The organism is Pseudomonas sp. FG1 (assembly GCF_034313875.1).
Lineage (GTDB): Bacteria > Pseudomonadota > Gammaproteobacteria > Pseudomonadales > Pseudomonadaceae > Aquipseudomonas > Aquipseudomonas veronii.
Genome location: NZ_JAVIWP010000001.1, coordinates 519,184 through 539,685, shown reverse-complemented (window position 1 = coordinate 539,685; position 20,502 = coordinate 519,184). Strand labels below are relative to the sequence as shown.

Sequence of the window (20,502 nt, the reverse complement as noted above, 5' to 3'; positions counted from 1 at the left end):
GGTTGTTTGGCTCTATTAACGTTTCGATCTTCTCGGTCGAAAGCGGAGAAAAAGAGGTGTTGACAGCAGCGTGTAACGCTGTAGAATTCGCCTCCCGCTAACGAGAGATCGGAAGCGCAAGTGGTTGAAGTTACAAAGGAAACTTTGAAAACTTCTTAAAATAATCACTTGACAGCAAATGAGGCTGCTGTAGAATGCGCGCCTCGGTTGAGACGAAATATCTTAACCAACCGCTCTTTAACAACTGAATCAAGCAATTCGTGTGGGTGCTTGTGGAGTCAGACTGATAGTCAACAAGATTATCAGCATCACAAGTTACTCCGCGAGAAATCAAAGATGTAACCAACGATTGCTGAGCCAAGTTTAGGGTTTCTTAAAAACCCAAAGATGTTTGAACTGAAGAGTTTGATCATGGCTCAGATTGAACGCTGGCGGCAGGCCTAACACATGCAAGTCGAGCGGTAGAGAGAAGCTTGCTTCTCTTGAGAGCGGCGGACGGGTGAGTAATGCCTAGGAATCTGCCTGGTAGTGGGGGATAACGTTCGGAAACGGACGCTAATACCGCATACGTCCTACGGGAGAAAGCAGGGGACCTTCGGGCCTTGCGCTATCAGATGAGCCTAGGTCGGATTAGCTAGTTGGTGAGGTAATGGCTCACCAAGGCGACGATCCGTAACTGGTCTGAGAGGATGATCAGTCACACTGGAACTGAGACACGGTCCAGACTCCTACGGGAGGCAGCAGTGGGGAATATTGGACAATGGGCGAAAGCCTGATCCAGCCATGCCGCGTGTGTGAAGAAGGTCTTCGGATTGTAAAGCACTTTAAGTTGGGAGGAAGAGCAGTTACCTAATACGTGATTGTTTTGACGTTACCGACAGAATAAGCACCGGCTAACTCTGTGCCAGCAGCCGCGGTAATACAGAGGGTGCAAGCGTTAATCGGAATTACTGGGCGTAAAGCGCGCGTAGGTGGTTAGTTAAGTTGGATGTGAAATCCCCGGGCTCAACCTGGGAACTGCATTCAAAACTGACTGACTAGAGTATGGTAGAGGGTGGTGGAATTTCCTGTGTAGCGGTGAAATGCGTAGATATAGGAAGGAACACCAGTGGCGAAGGCGACCACCTGGACTGATACTGACACTGAGGTGCGAAAGCGTGGGGAGCAAACAGGATTAGATACCCTGGTAGTCCACGCCGTAAACGATGTCAACTAGCCGTTGGGAGCCTTGAGCTCTTAGTGGCGCAGCTAACGCATTAAGTTGACCGCCTGGGGAGTACGGCCGCAAGGTTAAAACTCAAATGAATTGACGGGGGCCCGCACAAGCGGTGGAGCATGTGGTTTAATTCGAAGCAACGCGAAGAACCTTACCAGGCCTTGACATCCAATGAACTTTCTAGAGATAGATTGGTGCCTTCGGGAACATTGAGACAGGTGCTGCATGGCTGTCGTCAGCTCGTGTCGTGAGATGTTGGGTTAAGTCCCGTAACGAGCGCAACCCTTGTCCTTAGTTACCAGCACGTTATGGTGGGCACTCTAAGGAGACTGCCGGTGACAAACCGGAGGAAGGTGGGGATGACGTCAAGTCATCATGGCCCTTACGGCCTGGGCTACACACGTGCTACAATGGTCGGTACAGAGGGTTGCCAAGCCGCGAGGTGGAGCTAATCCCAGAAAACCGATCGTAGTCCGGATCGCAGTCTGCAACTCGACTGCGTGAAGTCGGAATCGCTAGTAATCGCGAATCAGAATGTCGCGGTGAATACGTTCCCGGGCCTTGTACACACCGCCCGTCACACCATGGGAGTGGGTTGCACCAGAAGTAGCTAGTCTAACCTTCGGGGGGACGGTTACCACGGTGTGATTCATGACTGGGGTGAAGTCGTAACAAGGTAGCCGTAGGGGAACCTGCGGCTGGATCACCTCCTTAATCGACGACATCAGCTGCTCCATAAGTTCCCACACGAATTGCTTGATTCATTGAAGAAGACGATAAGAAGCAGCCCGAAATTGGGTCTGTAGCTCAGTTGGTTAGAGCGCACCCCTGATAAGGGTGAGGTCGGCAGTTCGAATCTGCCCAGACCCACCAATTTTGTGTGGGAACCTGTAGCAATACGGGGCCATAGCTCAGCTGGGAGAGCGCCTGCCTTGCACGCAGGAGGTCAACGGTTCGATCCCGTTTGGCTCCACCACTACTGCTTCTGAAGTTTGAAAGCTTAGAAATGAGCATTCCATCGTGATGATGGTGAATGTTGATTTCTAGTCTTTGATTAGATCGTTCTTTAAAAATTTGGGTATGTGATAGAAAGATAGACTGAACGTTACTTTCACTGGTAACGGATCAGGCTAAGGTAAAATTTGTGAGTTCTCTTAGTTGAGAAATTCGAATTTTCGGCGAATGTCGTCTTCACAGTATAACCAGATTGCTTGGGGTTATATGGTCAAGTGAAGAAGCGCATACGGTGGATGCCTTGGCAGTCAGAGGCGATGAAAGACGTGGTAGCCTGCGAAAAGCTTCGGGGAGTCGGCAAACAGACTTTGATCCGGAGATGTCTGAATGGGGGAACCCAGCCATCATAAGATGGTTACCTTACACTGAATACATAGGTGTAAGGGGCGAACCAGGGGAACTGAAACATCTAAGTACCCTGAGGAAAAGAAATCAACCGAGATTCCCTTAGTAGTGGCGAGCGAACGGGGACTAGCCCTTAAGTGGCTTTGAGATTAGCGGAACGCTCTGGAAAGTGCGGCCATAGTGGGTGATAGCCCTGTACGCGAAAATCTCTTAGTCATGAAATCGAGTAGGACGGAGCACGAGAAACTTTGTCTGAATATGGGGGGACCATCCTCCAAGGCTAAATACTACTGACTGACCGATAGTGAACTAGTACCGTGAGGGAAAGGCGAAAAGAACCCCGGAGAGGGGAGTGAAATAGATCCTGAAACCGTATGCGTACAAGCAGTGGGAGCCTACTTGTTAGGTGACTGCGTACCTTTTGTATAATGGGTCAGCGACTTATTTTCAGTGGCGAGCTTAACCGAATAGGGGAGGCGTAGCGAAAGCGAGTCTTAATAGGGCGTCTAGTCGCTGGGAATAGACCCGAAACCGGGCGATCTATCCATGGGCAGGTTGAAGGTTGGGTAACACTAACTGGAGGACCGAACCGACTACCGTTGAAAAGTTAGCGGATGACCTGTGGATCGGAGTGAAAGGCTAATCAAGCTCGGAGATAGCTGGTTCTCCTCGAAAGCTATTTAGGTAGCGCCTCATGTATCACTGTAGGGGGTAGAGCACTGTTTCGGCTAGGGGGTCATCCCGACTTACCAAACCGATGCAAACTCCGAATACCTACAAGTGCCGAGCATGGGAGACACACGGCGGGTGCTAACGTCCGTCGTGAAAAGGGAAACAACCCAGACCGTCAGCTAAGGTCCCAAAGTTATGGTTAAGTGGGAAACGATGTGGGAAGGCTTAGACAGCTAGGAGGTTGGCTTAGAAGCAGCCACCCTTTAAAGAAAGCGTAATAGCTCACTAGTCGAGTCGGCCTGCGCGGAAGATGTAACGGGGCTCAAACCATACACCGAAGCTACGGGTATCACGTAAGTGATGCGGTAGAGGAGCGTTCTGTAAGCCTGTGAAGGTGAGTTGAGAAGCTTGCTGGAGGTATCAGAAGTGCGAATGCTGACATGAGTAACGATAATGGGTGTGAAAAACACCCACGCCGAAAGACCAAGGTTTCCTGCGCAACGTTAATCGACGCAGGGTTAGTCGGTCCCTAAGGCGAGGCTGAAAAGCGTAGTCGATGGAAAACAGGTTAATATTCCTGTACTTCTGGTTATTGCGATGGAGGGACGGAGAAGGCTAGGCCAGCTTGGCGTTGGTTGTCCAAGTTTAAGGTGGTAGGCTGGAATCTTAGGTAAATCCGGGATTCTAAGGCCGAGAGCTGATGACGAGTCATCTTTTAGATGACGAAGTGGTTGATGCCATGCTTCCAAGAAAAGCTTCTAAGCTTCAGGTAACCAGGAACCGTACCCCAAACCGACACAGGTGGTTGGGTAGAGAATACCAAGGCGCTTGAGAGAACTCGGGTGAAGGAACTAGGCAAAATGGCACCGTAACTTCGGGAGAAGGTGCGCCGGTGAGGGTGAAGGACTTGCTCCGTAAGCTCATGCCGGTCGAAGATACCAGGCCGCTGCGACTGTTTATTAAAAACACAGCACTCTGCAAACACGAAAGTGGACGTATAGGGTGTGACGCCTGCCCGGTGCCGGAAGGTTAATTGATGGGGTTAGCTAACGCGAAGCTCTTGATCGAAGCCCCGGTAAACGGCGGCCGTAACTATAACGGTCCTAAGGTAGCGAAATTCCTTGTCGGGTAAGTTCCGACCTGCACGAATGGCGTAACGATGGCGGCGCTGTCTCCACCCGAGACTCAGTGAAATTGAAATCGCTGTGAAGATGCAGTGTATCCGCGGCTAGACGGAAAGACCCCGTGAACCTTTACTATAGCTTTGCACTGGACTTTGAATTTGCTTGTGTAGGATAGGTGGGAGGCTTTGAAGCGTGGACGCCAGTTCGCGTGGAGCCAACCTTGAAATACCACCCTGGCAACTTTGAGGTTCTAACTCAGGTCCGTTATCCGGATCGAGGACAGTGTATGGTGGGTAGTTTGACTGGGGCGGTCTCCTCCTAAAGAGTAACGGAGGAGTACGAAGGTGCGCTCAGACCGGTCGGAAATCGGTCGTAGAGTATAAAGGCAAAAGCGCGCTTGACTGCGAGACAGACACGTCGAGCAGGTACGAAAGTAGGTCTTAGTGATCCGGTGGTTCTGTATGGAAGGGCCATCGCTCAACGGATAAAAGGTACTCCGGGGATAACAGGCTGATACCGCCCAAGAGTTCATATCGACGGCGGTGTTTGGCACCTCGATGTCGGCTCATCACATCCTGGGGCTGAAGCCGGTCCCAAGGGTATGGCTGTTCGCCATTTAAAGTGGTACGCGAGCTGGGTTTAGAACGTCGTGAGACAGTTCGGTCCCTATCTGCCGTGGACGTTTGAGATTTGAGAGGGGCTGCTCCTAGTACGAGAGGACCGGAGTGGACGAACCTCTGGTGTTCCGGTTGTCACGCCAGTGGCATTGCCGGGTAGCTATGTTCGGAATAGATAACCGCTGAAAGCATCTAAGCGGGAAACTAGCCTCAAGATGAGATCTCACTGGGACCTTGAGTCCCCTGAAGGGCCGTCGAAGACTACGACGTTGATAGGTTGGGTGTGTAAGCGCTGTGAGGCGTTGAGCTAACCAATACTAATTGCCCGTGAGGCTTGACCATATAACACCCAAGCAATTTGCGAACTCGAAAGAGACCAGATTGCGGTGTGTGAAGACGAACCGAACCGAAAGTTCGACTCTTACAAAACACCGAAAGCTATCACATACCCAATTTGCTGAAGCGAGGCCAGCTGGCCACGACTCAGTACCCGAATTTCTTGACGACCATAGAGCATTGGAACCACCTGATCCCATCCCGAACTCAGCAGTGAAACGATGCATCGCCGATGGTAGTGTGGGGTTTCCCCATGTGAGAGTAGGTCATCGTCAAGATTAAATTCCAGAACCCCTGTTTGCTTACGCAGACAGGGGTTTTGTTTTGGGCGGTCGGAAAGGGTCAAGTGGCTCATTGCGACGGCTGTCAGTGCTAAGGCCCGGCCTTTCTATGCAATGACCCTGCGCATGGCTATCATGCGTGCCTCATTGTGAGGCGATACTTGCATGCTGACGTTGTTAAAACTTCTGAAAGATGGTCGATTCCACTCCGGGGAAGCGCTGGGCGCTGCCCTGGGCGTCAGTCGCAGTGCTGTATGGAAGCAGCTTCAGCATCTTGAGGCTGAGTTAAACCTGCCCATCCACAAAGTGCGTGGCAGGGGGTACCAATTGGCATCGCCGCTGGTGTTCTTGAATGCCGAAGACATCGCGCTGAAGGCGCCTTCCCTGGCGTGGCCCGTCCACATATCCGATTCCATTGACTCCACCAATGCTGAAGCCTTGCGCCTTGTCGATGCGGGTTGCGCGGCACCATTCCTGGTGCTCGCCGAGCAGCAGAGCGCCGGACGAGGTCGACGGGGGCGCAAGTGGGTCAGCCCGTTCGCTCAGAATGTGTATTACAGCCTCGTGCTGCGCATCGAGGGCGGTCTGCGGCAGCTAGAGGGGCTGAGCCTGGTTGTGGGGCTTGCGGTCATGCAGGCCTTGCGCGAGTCGGGCGTGCAAGGAGCTGCCTTGAAATGGCCAAACGATGTCTTGGTGGGGCAGAAGAAAATTGCCGGTATCCTGCTGGAGTTGGTCGGCGATCCTGCTGATATCTGTCACGTTGTGCTCGGGATCGGCATCAACGTAAATATGCAGAAAGTCGCGGCAATCGATCAGCAGTGGACGTCGGTGCAGCTTGAAACGGGCTCTCCCGTAGATCGCAATCTACTGGTGGCGCGGCTGGGGCTGCAGTTGCAACGTTACTTGGAGCGACACGCCGCCTCCGGCTTTGCGGCGCTTCAGGAGGAGTGGGAGCAGAATCACTTATGGCAGGGCAGGGCGGTGTCCCTCATTGCTGGAGTCAATCAGGTTGACGGGGTGGTTCTGGGGGTCGACCGCCAGGGTGCGTTGCGTTTGAGCGTCGATGGTGTTGAAAAAATATACAGCGGTGGTGAGCTAAGCCTGAGGTTGCGTGATGATTCTTGAGCTCGACTGTGGGAATAGCTTTATCAAATGGCGCGTACTTGAATCGGATCAGGCGAAAGCTTGCGCCGAAGGTGTTGTGGGATCGGACCTCGCATTGATTGAAAGCCTGGCGGCGCTACCAGGCCTGTCGTTGGCGCGTTGCCGATTGGTGAGTGTTCGGGCTTCAGAAGAGACCAATAAGCTGGTCGAGGCTTTGCAAGGGGCTTTCGGTGTTGTCGTCTCCTGTGCTGTCCCCGCGCGTGAGATGGCTGGCGTGCGCAATGGCTACCAAGACTTCGAACGCCTTGGTCTTGATCGCTGGCTGGCGATGCTGGGTGGCTTCAAGTTGGCTTCGGGCGCGTGCCTGGTACTCGATTTTGGTACCGCAGCCACCGCCGATTTCATCGCGGCAGACGGCCAGCACCTGGGCGGCTTCATTTGCCCCGGCATGCCGTTGATGCGCAACCAGTTGCGCACGCACACCCGCAAGATACGCTACGACGACGCGGCGGCTGAGCGTGCCCTGGAGCGGCTCTCCCCCGGGCGCACGACCGCGGAGGCTGTCGAGCGTGGTTGTACGCTGATGCTCAGGGGCTTCGTGTTGACCCAGCTCGAGTTGGCCCGCAGCTACTGGGGTGATGATTTCACCGTATTCCTGACGGGTGGGGATGCTGATCTGGTCTCGGACGCCGTGCCGCAGGCGCGGTTGATCCCGGACCTGGTTTTCGTTGGTCTGGCCATGGCGTGTCCATTGTCCTGAGGTGTTTATGCGTTGGCTGTTTTTACTTTTACTCGTTCTTAATGCCTTCTATTACGTTTGGCATCAGCAAGAGGCGCCGTTGCGCGCCAAGGATGTCACGCCCCTGAGTCTGTATCGTGGCCCTCAGCAGGATATTCGACTGCTAAGCGAGTCCTCGGACTCGGTGTCCCGGCGTGATCGAGCAAAAGCGCCCGAGGCGCAGAATACCTGCTTATACATCGGCGGCTTTGCCGACCAGCGCCAGGCGCAGTCGCTTGAGCAGCGCCTCACGAGCCTGGATATAAAGGTCAAGGTTCAACTGTTGAGCACACCTGAGGCGTCCGGTTACTGGCTTCGTGTGGCCCCTGAAAGCCGGCGCCTGGCTGAGGATCTGCCGTTTGAAAACCTTGCTAAGGAATTCAATGAGTTAAAACATAAAATAATGCTGTGCGAAGGCATTGCAACTCTCGAATAGTTTGCATAGAATGGCGCCCGCTTCGCAGTGAAGACCTTTAAGGCCTACAGTGTGAAGCGAAGGTCAACGCAGCTAACCTCATATTTTTAATGAGAAAATGCTTGACAGAAGGCTGGCATGATGTAGAATGCCGGCTCGCTTAGGAGGGGTTCCCGAGCGGCCAAAGGGATCAGACTGTAAATCTGACGTCTACGACTTCGAAGGTTCGAATCCTTCCCCCTCCACCATTTTTAGCGTGAGCTGCAAGCTCCGCGGGTATAGTTTAGTGGTAGAACCTCAGCCTTCCAAGCTGATGATGCGGGTTCGATTCCCGCTACCCGCTCCAAGTTTGCAGGTTGTGCGGCGTGTTTTGCTCTTGTAGCTCAGTTGGTAGAGCACACCCTTGGTAAGGGTGAGGTCAGCGGTTCAAATCCGCTCAAGAGCTCCATATAACAAGGCAGATATGAAAATATCTGCCTTTGTTTTAACGGCTATCTCGGCTTGATTCTGTTGTAACGGGCGTTTTCGCCGGTTGGTTTCAAGTCTCTAGGGGTTGGCTGTTGTAAAGTCTTTTTCAGGCCTGCATAATGGTCGGCCTGATTTTGTTTTAGGTCAGTAGCTCAATTGGCAGAGCGACGGTCTCCAAAACCGTAGGTTGGGGGTTCGATTCCCTCCTGACCTGCCAGATTCACGTGGTGTATCTGGCTTTCTTTTCACAGGATCTTCATAGATGACTCCTAAGGCTGAAGCTCAAAGCTCTCGTTTCGATCTGGTCAAGTGGCTCGCTGTAGTCGCATTGGTGGTCGTAGGCGTTGTTGGCAATCAGTACTATTCTGCTTCGCCGATCCTGTACCGCGTACTCGCTTTGCTCGCCCTCGCTGCTGTAGCTGCCTTTGTAGGCCTGCAGACTGCCAAAGGCAAGTCTTTCGCGGTCCTGGTAAAGGAAGCTCGCACCGAAATTCGTAAAGTCGTTTGGCCGACTCGCCAAGAAACCACGCAGACCACGTTGATTGTTGTGGCTGTTGTTCTGGTTATGGCGTTGCTGTTGTGGGGGCTTGATTCCCTGCTCGGCTGGCTTGTTTCCTTGATTGTTGGCTAAGGGTGTCCCGTGGCTAAGCGTTGGTACGTTGTGCATGCTTACTCGGGTTACGAGAAGCATGTTATGCGCTCTTTGCTGGAGCGCGTAAAGCTGGCAGGCATGGAAGATGGCTTCGGCGAAATTCTGGTTCCCACTGAAGAAGTGGTTGAAATGCGGAATGGGCAGAAGCGCAAGAGTGAACGCAAGTTCTTCCCAGGCTACGTGCTGGTTCAGATGGACATGAATGAAGGTACTTGGCACTTGGTCAAGGATACCCCTCGTGTCATGGGCTTCATTGGCGGTACTGCCGATAAGCCTGCTCCGATCACCGACAAAGAAGCAGAAGCGATTCTGCGTCGTGTTGCTGACGGTAGCGACAAGCCTAAGCCGAAGACGTTGTTCGAGCCGGGTGAGGTTGTTCGTGTCACCGATGGTCCGTTTGCTGATTTCAACGGCACCGTCGAAGAAGTTAACTACGAAAAGAGCCGGATCCAAGTGGCAGTGCTCATTTTCGGACGCTCTACTCCGGTAGAGTTGGAGTTCAGTCAGGTCGAAAAGGTCTAACTGAGCAAGCATCCCAACCCCGCAGCCTAGGCTGTGGGGTTTTGTCGTCACTGGGATAAACGCGCAAGTAACCGGGGAGCCTTTCGAGGCGTTCGAACCCGTAATTGGAGTGCCTCATGGCCAAGAAGATTACCGCTTACATCAAGCTGCAAGTGAAGGCCGCTCAGGCCAACCCTAGCCCACCCGTCGGTCCAGCTCTGGGTCAGCACGGCGTGAACATCATGGAATTCTGCAAGGCCTTCAACGCCCGTACTCAGGGTCTTGAGCCAGGTCTGCCGACTCCAGTGATCATCACTGTATACAGCGACCGTAGCTTCACCTTCGAAACCAAGTCGACCCCGGCTTCGGTTCTGTTGAAGAAAGCTGCTGGTCTGACTAGCGGTTCCGCTCGTCCTAACACCGTTAAGGTTGGCACCGTGACTCGTGCTCAGCTGGAAGAAATCGCGAAAACCAAAAACGCGGATCTGACTGCAGCTGATATGGATGCAGCCGTGCGTACCATCGCCGGTTCTGCTCGTAGCATGGGCCTTAACGTGGAGGGTGTGTAATGGCTAAGCTGACCAAGCGCCAAAAGGCTATCGCCGGCAAAATCGAAGCAGGCAAGGCCTACAACTTTGTAGACGCTGCTGCCCTGCTGACCGAGCTGTCGACTGTCAAGTTCAGCGAGTCGGTTGACGTTGCTGTGAACCTGGGTGTTGACCCACGTAAATCCGACCAGGTCGTTCGTAGCGCTACTGTGCTGCCACACGGTACTGGCAAGACTGTACGTGTTGCTGTCTTCACCCAAGGTCCAGCAGCTGAAGCTGCTCTGGCCGCCGGCGCCGATCGCGTTGGCATGGACGACCTGGCTGCCGAAATGAAAGGCGGCGACCTGAACTATGACGTCGTTATTGCTTCCCCGGATGCAATGCGCGTTGTAGGTCAGTTGGGTCAGATCCTTGGTCCACGTGGCCTGATGCCTAACCCAAAAGTCGGCACCGTAACCCCAGACGTCGCTACCGCGGTTAAAAACGCCAAGGCTGGTCAGGTTCGTTATCGCACCGACAAAAACGGCATCATTCACACTTCCGTTGGCAAAGTCGGCTTCGATGCCGTCAAGCTGAAGGAAAACGTTGAAGCCCTGATCGCTGATCTGAAGCGTATCAAACCAGCTTCCTCGAAAGGCATCTACGTCAAGCGCGTTACCCTGAGCACCACTATGGGCCCAGGTCTGGTCATCGACCAAGGCTCGCTGGACGTATAAGACACAAGTTGGCGTGAGCGATCGCGCCAATTGAAAAAATTGGGGTCCCTGCCTGGCGGGGGCTATCCAAGACCGTAGGCGACGCAAGTCTTAAACCTCAAGCCTACGCAGATGGTGCTCCCGGTTCCTTACCGAATCAGACACCAAAACGACATCCGGCTTCGGCCAGATGAAACGGTAACAAGCAGGAGTTAAACCCGTGGCAATTAATCTCGAAGACAAGAAGGCCATCGTCGCTGAAGTCAACGAGGCTGCCAAAGCTGCTCTGTCCGCTGTCGTGGCTGATGCCCGTGGTGTGACAGTAGGCGCTATGACCGGACTCCGTAAAGAGGCTCGTGAAGCTGGCGTATACGTACGTGTTGTACGTAACACCCTGCTCAAGCGCGCTGTTGCTGACACTGAATACAGTGTCCTCAACGACGTGTTCACTGGCCCGACTCTGATCGCGTTCTCCAAAGAACATCCAGGCGCTGCTGCCCGTTTGTTCAAAGAGTTCGCCAAGAGTCAGGACAAGTTCGAGATCAAGGCAGCTGCGTTCGAGGGCAAGTTCCTCGCAGCTAACCAAATCGACGTACTGGCAACACTGCCGACCCGTGACGAAGCTATTTCGCAACTGATGAGCGTGATTCAAGGCGCTACCAGCAAGCTGGCTCGTACTCTGGCTGCAGTTCGCGAGCAAAAAGAAGCTGCCGCAGCCTAAGGCTGAGCATTTTCTCTCGCGTATTTTTGTTTATTTCGATGGCCGCGTAGGCCGTCCCCCAATTCAGGAAATACAGTAATGTCTATCTCCCAAGAAGATATCCTCAACGCCGTAGCTGAAATGTCGGTTCTGCAGGTTGTTGAGCTGATCAAAGCTTTCGAAGAAAAATTCGGCGTTTCTGCTGCCGCTGCTTCCGCTGGCCCAGCCGCTGTTGCTGCTGTTGCTGAAGAGCAAACCGAATTCAACGTCATGCTGCTGGAAGCTGGCGAGAAGAAAGTAAACGTGATCAAGGCAGTTCGTGAACTGACCGGTCTGGGCCTGAAAGAAGCCAAGGCTGTAGTTGACGGCGCTCCTGCCATGGTTCTGGAAGCTGTTGCCAAAGACGCAGCTGACAAAGCCAAAGCAACTCTGGAAGAAGCAGGCGCTAAAGTCGAGCTGAAGTAAGCATCGACCTTGCGTCTCCAGCCCAAGCGTTAAGCTGAAGGCTGATGGCTGGTGGCTCTTGCCACCGGCCTTTTTCCGTTCTTGGCTGTCGACTCGGTCGCCGCCATTAACGTGCTGTAGCCACCCGGTGCGGTGGTGCAAACCAAGGGGTTTGCAAGATTTTCTGGCTGCTCCCGTCGGGAGGGCCAAACAAGCAGGTGACCAAGCTGGGGAACGCTGATGGCTTACTCATATACTGAGAAAAAACGTATCCGCAAGGACTTTAGCAAGTTGCCGGACGTCATGGATGTCCCGTACCTTCTGGCTATCCAGCTGGATTCGTATCGTGAATTCTTGCAGGCGGGAGCGACCAAAGATCAGTTCCGCGACGTGGGCCTGCATGCGGCCTTCAAATCCGTTTTCCCGATCATCAGCTACTCCGGCAATGCTGCGCTGGAGTACGTCGGTTATCGCCTGGGCGAACCGGCATTTGATGTCAAAGAATGCGTGTTGCGCGGTGTTACGTACGCCGTACCTTTGCGGGTAAAAGTCCGTCTGATCATTTTCGACAAAGAATCGTCGAACAAAGCGATCAAGGACATCAAAGAGCAAGAAGTCTACATGGGCGAAATCCCACTGATGACTGAAAACGGTACCTTCGTTATCAACGGTACCGAGCGTGTTATCGTTTCCCAGCTGCACCGTTCCCCGGGCGTGTTCTTCGACCACGACCGCGGCAAGACGCACAGCTCCGGTAAGCTCCTGTACTCCGCGCGGATCATTCCGTACCGTGGTTCGTGGTTGGACTTCGAGTTCGACCCGAAAGACTGCGTGTTCGTGCGTATCGACCGTCGTCGCAAGCTGCCGGCCTCGGTACTGCTGCGCGCGCTCGGCTATACCACTGAGCAAGTGCTTGATGCTTTCTACACCACCAACGTGTTCAGCCTGAAGGACGAAACCCTCAGCCTGGAACTGATCGCTTCGCGTCTGCGTGGTGAAATTGCTGTCCTGGATATCCAGGACGAAAATGGCAAGGTCATCGTTGAAGCCGGCCGCCGTATCACTGCGCGCCACATCAACCAGATCGAAAAAGCCGGTATCAAGTCGCTGGAAGTGCCTCTGGACTACGTCCTGGGTCGCACGACCGCCAAGGTCATCGTTCACCCGGCCACAGGCGAAATCCTGGCTGAGTGCAACACCGAGCTGAACACCGAGATCCTGGCAAAAATCGCCAAGGCCCAGGTTGTTCGCATCGAGACCTTGTACACCAACGATATCGACTGCGGTCCGTTCGTCTCCGACACCTTGAAGATCGACTCCACCAGCAACCAATTGGAAGCGCTGGTCGAGATCTATCGCATGATGCGTCCTGGCGAGCCACCGACCAAAGACGCTGCCGAAACCCTGTTCAACAACCTGTTCTTCAGCCCTGAGCGCTATGACCTGTCTGCGGTCGGCCGGATGAAGTTCAACCGTCGTATCGGTCGTACCGAGATCGAAGGTTCGGGCGTGCTGTGCAAGGAAGACATCGTTGCGGTCCTGAAGACTCTGGTTGACATCCGTAACGGCAAAGGCATCGTCGATGACATCGACCACCTGGGTAACCGTCGTGTTCGCTGCGTAGGCGAAATGGCCGAGAACCAGTTCCGCGTTGGCCTGGTACGTGTTGAGCGTGCGGTCAAAGAGCGTCTGTCGATGGCTGAAAGCGAAGGCCTGATGCCGCAAGACCTGATCAACGCCAAGCCAGTGGCTGCGGCGGTGAAAGAGTTCTTCGGTTCCAGCCAGCTCTCGCAGTTCATGGACCAGAACAACCCGCTCTCCGAGATCACCCACAAGCGCCGTGTATCTGCACTGGGCCCGGGCGGTCTGACCCGTGAGCGTGCTGGCTTCGAAGTCCGTGACGTACACCCGACGCACTACGGTCGTGTTTGCCCGATCGAAACGCCGGAAGGTCCGAACATCGGTCTGATCAACTCCCTGGCCGCCTATGCGCGCACCAACCAGTACGGCTTCCTTGAGAGCCCGTACCGTGTGGTGAAAGACGCTCTGGTCACCGACGAGATCGTATTCCTGTCCGCCATCGAAGAAGCCGATCACGTGATCGCCCAGGCTTCGGCCACGATGAACGAGAAGAAAGTCCTGGTCGACGAGCTGGTAGCTGTTCGTCACTTGAACGAGTTCACCGTCAAGGCGCCGGAAGACGTCACCTTGATGGACGTATCGCCCAAGCAGGTAGTTTCGGTCGCCGCGTCGCTGATCCCGTTCCTGGAGCACGATGACGCCAACCGTGCGTTGATGGGTTCCAACATGCAGCGTCAAGCTGTACCGACCCTGCGTGCTGACAAGCCGCTGGTAGGTACCGGCATGGAGCGTAACGTAGCCCGTGACTCCGGCGTTTGCGTCGTGGCTCGTCGTGGCGGCGTGATCGACTCCGTTGATGCCAGCCGTATCGTGGTGCGTGTTGCCGATGACGAAGTTGAAACTGGCGAAGCCGGTGTCGACATCTACAACCTGACCAAATACACCCGCTCGAACCAGAACACCTGCATCAACCAGCGTCCGCTGGTGCGTAAGGGTGATCGCGTTCAGCGCAGCGACATCATGGCTGACGGCCCGTCCACCGACATGGGTGAACTGGCGCTGGGCCAGAACATGCGTATCGCGTTCATGGCGTGGAACGGCTTCAACTTCGAAGACTCCATCTGCCTGTCCGAGCGTGTGGTTCAAGAAGACCGCTTCACCACGATCCACATCCAGGAACTGACCTGTGTGGCGCGTGATACCAAGCTTGGGCCAGAGGAAATCACTGCAGACATCCCGAACGTGGGTGAAGCTGCACTGAACAAGCTGGACGAAGCCGGTATCGTTTACGTAGGTGCTGAAGTTGGCGCAGGCGACATCCTGGTCGGTAAGGTCACTCCGAAAGGCGAGACCCAACTGACTCCGGAAGAGAAGCTGTTGCGTGCCATCTTCGGTGAAAAAGCCAGCGACGTTAAAGACACCTCCCTGCGCGTACCGACCGGTACCAAAGGTACTGTCATCGACGTACAGGTCTTCACCCGTGACGGCGTTGAGCGTGATGCTCGTGCGCTGTCCATCGAGAAGACCCAGCTCGACGAGATCCGCAAGGACCTGAACGAAGAGTTCCGTATCGTTGAAGGCGCGACCTTCGAACGTCTGCGTTCCGCTCTGGTAGGCCACAAGGCCGAAGGCGGCGCGGGCCTGAAGAAAGGTCAGGACATCACCGACGAAGTCCTCGATGGTCTTGAGCACGGCCAGTGGTTCAAACTGCGCATGGCTGAAGACGCTCTGAACGAGCAGCTCGAGAAGGCCCAGGCCTACATCGTCGATCGCCGCCGTCTGCTGGACGACAAGTTCGAAGACAAGAAGCGCAAACTGCAGCAGGGCGATGACCTGGCTCCAGGCGTGCTGAAAATCGTCAAGGTCTACCTGGCAATCCGTCGCCGCATCCAACCGGGCGACAAGATGGCCGGTCGTCACGGTAACAAGGGTGTGGTCTCCGTGATCATGCCGGTTGAAGACATGCCGCACGATGCCAATGGCACCCCGGTCGACGTCGTCCTCAACCCGTTGGGCGTACCTTCGCGTATGAACGTTGGTCAGATCCTCGAAACCCACCTGGGCCTCGCGGCCAAAGGTCTGGGCGAGAAGATCAACCGTATGATCGAAGAGCAGCGCAAGGTTGCTGACCTGCGCAAGTTCCTGCACGAGATCTACAACGAGATCGGCGGCCGCAAAGAAGAGCTGGATACCTTCTCCGACCAGGAAATCCTGGATCTGGCGAAGAACCTGCGCGGCGGCGTTCCAATGGCTACCCCGGTGTTCGACGGTGCCAAGGAAAGCGAAATCAAGGCCATGCTGAAACTGGCAGACCTGCCCGAAAGCGGCCAGATGCAGCTGTTCGACGGCCGCACCGGCAACAAGTTCGAGCGCCCGGTTACTGTTGGCTACATGTACATGCTGAAGCTGAACCACTTGGTAGACGACAAGATGCACGCTCGTTCTACCGGTTCGTACAGCCTGGTTACCCAGCAGCCGCTGGGTGGTAAGGCTCAGTTCGGTGGTCAGCGTTTCGGGGAGATGGAGGTCTGGGCACTGGAAGCATACGGTGCTGCTTACACTCTGCAAGAAATGCTCACAGTGAAGTCGGACGATGTGAACGGTCGGACCAAGATGTACAAAAACATCGTGGACGGCGATCACCGTATGGAGCCGGGCATGCCCGAGTCCTTCAACGTGTTGATCAAAGAAATTCGTTCCCTCGGCATCGATATCGATCTGGAAACCGAATAACACGTGACGCGAATCGAGAGCGGGGCTATTTGGCCCGCTCTCTGCTCCGCCAGGAGGAAAGGCCTTGAAAGACCTACTGAATTTGCTGAAAAACCAGGGTCAAGTCGAAGAGTTCGACGCCATCCGTATTGGACTGGCATCGCCTGAGATGATCCGTTCGTGGTCGTTCGGTGAAGTTAAAAAGCCGGAAACCATCAACTACCGTACGTTCAAACCCGAGCGTGACGGCCTGTTCTGCGCCAAGATCTTTGGCCCGGTAAAGGATTACGAGTGCCTGTGCGGTAAGTACAAGCGCTTGAAGCACCGTGGTGTGATCTGCGAGAAGTGCGGCGTTGAAGTTGCACTGGCCAAGGTTCGTCGTGAGCGCATGGCGCACATCGAACTGGCTTCGCCGGTTGCCCACATCTGGTTCCTGAAATCGCTGCCGTCCCGTATCGGCTTGCTGATGGACATGACCCTGCGTGATATCGAACGCGTTCTCTACTTCGAGAGCTATGTCGTTATCGATCCAGGCATGACCACCCTTGAAAAAGGTCAGCTGCTGAACGACGAGCAGTACTTCGAAGCGCTGGAAGAGTTTGGCGACGATTTCGATGCCCGCATGGGTGCCGAAGCTGTCCGCGAACTGCTGCACGCTATCGACCTGGAACACGAGATTGGCCGTCTGCGTGAAGAAATTCCGCAAACCAACTCCGAAACCAAAATCAAGAAGCTGTCCAAGCGTCTGAAGTTGATGGAAGCCTTCCAGGGTTCCGGCAACTTGCCAGAGTGGATGGTGCTGACCGTTCTGCCGGTTCTGCCGCCAGACCTGCGTCCGCTGGTACCGTTGGACGGTGGTCGTTTCGCGACGTCCGACCTCAACGACCTGTACCGCCGCGTGATCAACCGTAACAACCGCTTGAAGCGCCTGCTCGATCTGTCCGCTCCGGACATCATCGTGCGCAACGAAAAGCGTATGTTGCAAGAAGCCGTCGATGCCCTGCTCGACAACGGTCGTCGTGGCCGCGCTATCACCGGTTCGAACAAGCGTCCTCTGAAATCCCTGGCTGACATGATCAAGGGTAAGCAAGGTCGTTTCCGTCAGAACTTGCTCGGTAAGCGTGTTGACTACTCCGGTCGTTCGGTAATTACCGTAGGCCCGACCCTGCGTCTGCACCAGTGCGGTCTGCCTAAGAAGATGGCCCTTGAGCTGTTCAAGCCGTTCATCTTCGGCAAGCTGGAAATGCGCGGTCTCGCGACCACGATCAAAGCGGCCAAGAAAATGGTCGAGCGCGAACTGCCAGAGGTTTGGGACGTTCTCGCTGAAGTGATCCGCGAACACCCGGTTCTCCTCAACCGTGCACCGACCCTTCACCGTCTGGGTATCCAGGCGTTTGAACCGGTACTGATCGAAGGTAAGGCTATCCAGCTGCACCCTCTGGTCTGTGCTGCGTACAACGCCGACTTCGACGGCGACCAAATGGCCGTGCACGTACCGCTGACACTGGAAGCCCAGTTGGAAGCGCGTGCGTTGATGATGTCGACCAACAACATCCTGTCGCCAGCCAACGGTGAGCCAATCATCGTTCCGTCGCAGGACGTTGTATTGGGTCTGTACTACATGACCCGTGAAGCGATCAACGCCAAGGGCGAAGGTCGTGTGTTCGCTGACCTGCAGGAAGTTGACCGTGTGTTCCGTGCCGGCGAAGCCGCACTGCACGCCAAGGTCAAAGTGCGGATTCACGAAACCGTGAACGACCGTGACGGCGGCAGCGTGAGCAATGTCCGTATCGTCGACACCACTGTTGGCCGTGCGCTGTTGTACCAGGTTGTGCCAAAAGGTTTGTCTTACGACGTCGTCAACCTGCCGATGAAGAAAAAGGCGATCTCCAAGCTGATCAACCAGTGCTACCGCGTGGTTGGTCTGAAAGAGACCGTGATCTTCGCTGACCAGTTGATGTACACCGGTTTTGCCTATTCGACCATTTCCGGCGTTTCCATCGGTGTTAACGACTTCGTTATCCCGGATGAAAAAGCCCGCATCATCAGTGCTGCCACCGATGAAGTGAAAGAGATCGAAAGTCAGTACGCCTCCGGCCTGGTAACCCAGGGCGAGAAGTACAACAAAGTGATCGACCTTTGGTCCAAGGCCAACGACGAAGTGTCGAAGGCGATGATGGCTAACCTCTCGAAAGAGAAGGTTATCGACCGTCATGGCGTAGAAGTCGATCAAGAGTCTTTCAACTCGATGTACATGATGGCCGACTCGGGCGCACGGGGTTCTGCTGCGCAGATCCGTCAGCTCGCCGGTATGCGTGGCCTGATGGCCAAGCCGGACGGTTCCATCATCGAAACGCCGATTACTGCGAACTTCCGTGAAGGTTTGAGCGTACTTCAGTACTTCATCTCTACTCACGGTGCTCGTAAAGGTCTGGCGGATACCGCGTTGAAAACCGCTAACTCCGGTTACCTGACTCGTCGTCTGGTAGACGTTGCACAAGATCTGGTTGTAACCGAGATCGATTGCGGCACCGAGCACGGCCTGCTGATGACACCGCACATTGAAGGCGGTGACGTTGTAGAGCCGCTGGGTGAGCGCGTATTGGGCCGTGTTATTGCCCGTGACGTATTCAAGCCGGGTACCGAGGAAATTATCGTTCCTGCCGGCACCCTGGTTGACGAGAAGTGGGTCGAGTTCATCGAACTCAACAGCATCGACGAAGTGATCGTTCGTTCGCCGATCAGCTGCGAAACCCGCTTCGGCATTTGCGCCAAGTGCTATGGCCGTGACTTGGCTCGTGGTCACCAGGTGAACATCGGTGAAGCGGTCGGCGTTATCGCTGCCCAGTCCATCGGTGAGCCGGGTACCCAGCTGACCATGCGTACATTCCACATCGGTGGTGCGGCAAGCCGGACCTCCGCAGCCGACAGCGTTCAGGTGAAGAATGGCGGTACCGTCCGCCTGCACAACCTCAAGCACGTTGAGCGAGTGGATGGTTGCCTGGTTGCGGTGTCCCGTTCCGGTGAGCTGGCAATCGCTGATGACTACGGTCGTGAGCGTGAGCGCTACAAGCTGCCGTATGGTGCTGTGATTTCGGTTAAAGAAGGTGACAAGGTCGACGCTGGCGCAATCGTGGCCAAGTGGGATCCGCACACTCACCCAATCGTTACCGAAATGAAAGGTACCGTGACCTACGTGGGCATGGAAGAAGGCATCACGATCAAGCGTCAGACTGACGAATTGACCGGTATGACCAACATTGAAGTCCTCGACGCGAAAGATCGTCCAGCTGCCGGTAAAGACATCCGTCCTGCCGTGAAGATGGTCGATGACAACGGCAAGGATCTGTTGCTGCCAGGCACTGACGTAATCGCTCAGTACTTCCTGCCAGCCAACGCCCTGGTCGGTGTAGCGGATGGTGCGAAGATCGCGATCGGTGACGTTATCGCGCGTATCCCGCAAGAGACTTCGAAGACCCGTGACATCACCGGTGGTCTGCCGCGTGTTGCCGACTTGTTCGAAGCTCGTCGTCCGAAAGAAGCGTCGATTCTGGCTGAAGTCAGCGGCACCATCGCGTTCGGTAAAGAGACCAAGGGCAAGCGCCGTCTGGTCATTACCCCGAACGACGGTAGCGATCCGTATGAAGAGCTGATTCCGAAGTGGCGTCACCTGAACGTGTTCGAAGGCGAACAGGTAAACCGCGGCGAAGTTATCTCCGACGGTCCGAGCGATCCACACGACATCCTGCGTCTGCTGGGTGTGAGTGCGCTGGCCAAGTACATCGTTAACGAGATCCAGGACGTTTACCGTCTGCAAGGCGTGAAGATCAACGATAAGCACATCGAGACCATCCTGCGTCAGATGCTGCGTAAAGTTGAAATCGCTGAATCCGGCGATTCCAGTTTCATCAAGGGCGACCAGATGGAACTGACTCACGTACTGGTAGAAAACGAACGTCTGGCAGCCGACGAGAAATTTGTTTCCAAATTTACTCGTGTACTGCTGGGTATCACCAAGGCGTCGTTGTCCACTGAGTCGTTCATCTCGGCGGCCTCCTTCCAGGAGACCACTCGCGTACTGACCGAAGCAGCGGTAACCGGCAAGCGCGATTACCTGCGCGGCCTGAAAGAAAACGTGGTTGTGGGTCGTCTGATCCCAGCCGGTACCGGTTTGGCTTACCACAGCGAGCGCAAGCGCCGCCGTGATGCTGACAAGCCGTTGCGCGTAAGCGCCAGTGAAGTGGAAGCTGCACTGACCGAAGCGCTGAACTCAAGCGGTAACTGAGTTCTGCGATAAAT

The 20,502-nt window shown here is 54.9% G+C and carries 11 protein-coding genes, 6 tRNA genes and 3 rRNA genes; all 20 read left to right on the top strand.

Going from position 1 to position 20,502, the window contains the following annotated elements:
- The first annotated feature begins 393 nt into the window (after positions 1-393).
- A 16S ribosomal RNA gene (locus RGV59_RS02565) occupies positions 394-1,930 on the top strand.
- Between the two features lie 82 nt (positions 1,931-2,012).
- Positions 2,013-2,089, top strand: a tRNA-Ile gene (locus tag RGV59_RS02560).
- 27 nt (positions 2,090-2,116) lie between these two features.
- Positions 2,117-2,192: transfer RNA gene (locus RGV59_RS02555), tRNA-Ala, on the top strand.
- A 247-nt stretch (positions 2,193-2,439) separates the two neighbouring features.
- Positions 2,440-5,330: ribosomal RNA gene (locus RGV59_RS02550) — 23S ribosomal RNA — on the top strand.
- Between the two features lie 156 nt (positions 5,331-5,486).
- Positions 5,487-5,602, top strand: a 5S ribosomal RNA gene (gene rrf, locus RGV59_RS02545).
- The 16S, 23S and 5S rRNA genes sit together here with 2 tRNA genes alongside, the layout of an rRNA operon.
- Before the next feature lie 168 nt (positions 5,603-5,770).
- On the top strand, positions 5,771-6,730 hold the full coding sequence (gene birA, locus RGV59_RS02540; RefSeq protein ID WP_017848794.1) for a bifunctional biotin--[acetyl-CoA-carboxylase] ligase/biotin operon repressor BirA: 960 nt from the start codon (positions 5,771-5,773) through the stop codon (positions 6,728-6,730).
- Positions 6,720-7,469 carry a pantothenate kinase gene (locus tag RGV59_RS02535; protein WP_017848795.1) on the top strand — a complete coding sequence of 250 codons (750 nt, stop codon included), beginning with the start codon at positions 6,720-6,722 and terminating at the stop codon, positions 7,467-7,469. The genes birA and RGV59_RS02535 overlap by 11 nt, the downstream gene beginning before the upstream one ends.
- Positions 7,470-7,476: 7 nt before the next feature.
- Positions 7,477-7,923, top strand: coding sequence for a hypothetical protein (locus RGV59_RS02530; protein WP_017848796.1), 447 nt, complete (start codon positions 7,477-7,479; stop codon positions 7,921-7,923).
- 142 nt (positions 7,924-8,065) lie between these two features.
- Positions 8,066-8,150, top strand: a tRNA-Tyr gene (locus tag RGV59_RS02525).
- A 24-nt stretch (positions 8,151-8,174) separates the two neighbouring features.
- Positions 8,175-8,248, top strand: a tRNA-Gly gene (locus tag RGV59_RS02520).
- 26 nt (positions 8,249-8,274) lie between these two features.
- Positions 8,275-8,350 (top strand) — tRNA-Thr (locus RGV59_RS02515).
- Positions 8,351-8,511: 161 nt separating this feature from the next.
- Positions 8,512-8,587: transfer RNA gene (locus RGV59_RS02510), tRNA-Trp, on the top strand.
- A gap of 45 nt (positions 8,588-8,632) precedes the next feature.
- Complete coding sequence (gene secE, locus RGV59_RS02505; RefSeq protein WP_003194658.1) at positions 8,633-9,001, top strand: preprotein translocase subunit SecE; 369 nt, start codon at positions 8,633-8,635, stop codon at positions 8,999-9,001.
- A 9-nt stretch (positions 9,002-9,010) separates the two neighbouring features.
- A complete protein-coding gene (gene nusG, locus RGV59_RS02500) occupies positions 9,011-9,544 on the top strand; it encodes a transcription termination/antitermination protein NusG (RefSeq protein ID WP_003176436.1) in 534 nt (177 codons plus the stop codon).
- A 116-nt stretch (positions 9,545-9,660) separates the two neighbouring features.
- Positions 9,661-10,092 (top strand): 50S ribosomal protein L11, encoded by a 432-nt coding sequence (gene rplK / locus RGV59_RS02495; RefSeq protein ID WP_003176435.1) that lies wholly within the window; start codon positions 9,661-9,663, stop codon positions 10,090-10,092.
- The gene (rplA, locus tag RGV59_RS02490) at positions 10,092-10,787 is read left to right on the top strand and encodes a 50S ribosomal protein L1 (RefSeq protein ID WP_003232403.1); all 696 of its coding nucleotides are present in this window, start codon (positions 10,092-10,094) and stop codon (positions 10,785-10,787) included. Before rplK ends, rplA begins: the two co-directional genes overlap by 1 nt.
- A 199-nt stretch (positions 10,788-10,986) precedes the next feature.
- On the top strand, positions 10,987-11,487 hold the full coding sequence (gene rplJ, locus RGV59_RS02485; RefSeq protein WP_016969477.1) for a 50S ribosomal protein L10: 501 nt from the start codon (positions 10,987-10,989) through the stop codon (positions 11,485-11,487).
- 78 nt (positions 11,488-11,565) lie between these two features.
- Positions 11,566-11,931 carry a 50S ribosomal protein L7/L12 gene (rplL, locus tag RGV59_RS02480; RefSeq protein ID WP_017848797.1) on the top strand — a complete coding sequence of 122 codons (366 nt, stop codon included), beginning with the start codon at positions 11,566-11,568 and terminating at the stop codon, positions 11,929-11,931.
- Positions 11,932-12,150: 219 nt separating this feature from the next.
- Positions 12,151-16,224: a DNA-directed RNA polymerase subunit beta gene (gene rpoB, locus RGV59_RS02475; protein ID WP_017848798.1), complete on the top strand. Its 4,074-nt coding sequence runs from the start codon at positions 12,151-12,153 to the stop codon at positions 16,222-16,224.
- Positions 16,225-16,288: 64 nt separating this feature from the next.
- A complete protein-coding gene (gene rpoC / locus RGV59_RS02470; protein ID WP_017848799.1) occupies positions 16,289-20,488 on the top strand; it encodes a DNA-directed RNA polymerase subunit beta' in 4,200 nt (1,399 codons plus the stop codon).
- The last annotated feature ends 14 nt before the right edge of the window (positions 20,489-20,502 follow it).

What these genes read in the sequence shown, in the direction of transcription:
- birA (WP_017848794.1), top strand. Translation starts at nt 5,771, where the DNA reads ATGCTGACGTTGTTAAAACTTCTGAAAGATGGTCGATTCCACTCCGGG.
- RGV59_RS02535 (WP_017848795.1), top strand. Translation starts at nt 6,720, where the DNA reads ATGATTCTTGAGCTCGACTGTGGGAATAGCTTTATCAAATGGCGCGTA.
- RGV59_RS02530 (WP_017848796.1), top strand. Translation starts at nt 7,477, where the DNA reads ATGCGTTGGCTGTTTTTACTTTTACTCGTTCTTAATGCCTTCTATTAC.
- secE (WP_003194658.1), top strand. Translation starts at nt 8,633, where the DNA reads ATGACTCCTAAGGCTGAAGCTCAAAGCTCTCGTTTCGATCTGGTCAAG.
- rplK (WP_003176435.1), top strand. Translation starts at nt 9,661, where the DNA reads ATGGCCAAGAAGATTACCGCTTACATCAAGCTGCAAGTGAAGGCCGCT.
- rplA (WP_003232403.1), top strand. Translation starts at nt 10,092, where the DNA reads ATGGCTAAGCTGACCAAGCGCCAAAAGGCTATCGCCGGCAAAATCGAA.
- rplL (WP_017848797.1), top strand. Translation starts at nt 11,566, where the DNA reads ATGTCTATCTCCCAAGAAGATATCCTCAACGCCGTAGCTGAAATGTCG.
- rpoB (WP_017848798.1), top strand. Translation starts at nt 12,151, where the DNA reads ATGGCTTACTCATATACTGAGAAAAAACGTATCCGCAAGGACTTTAGC.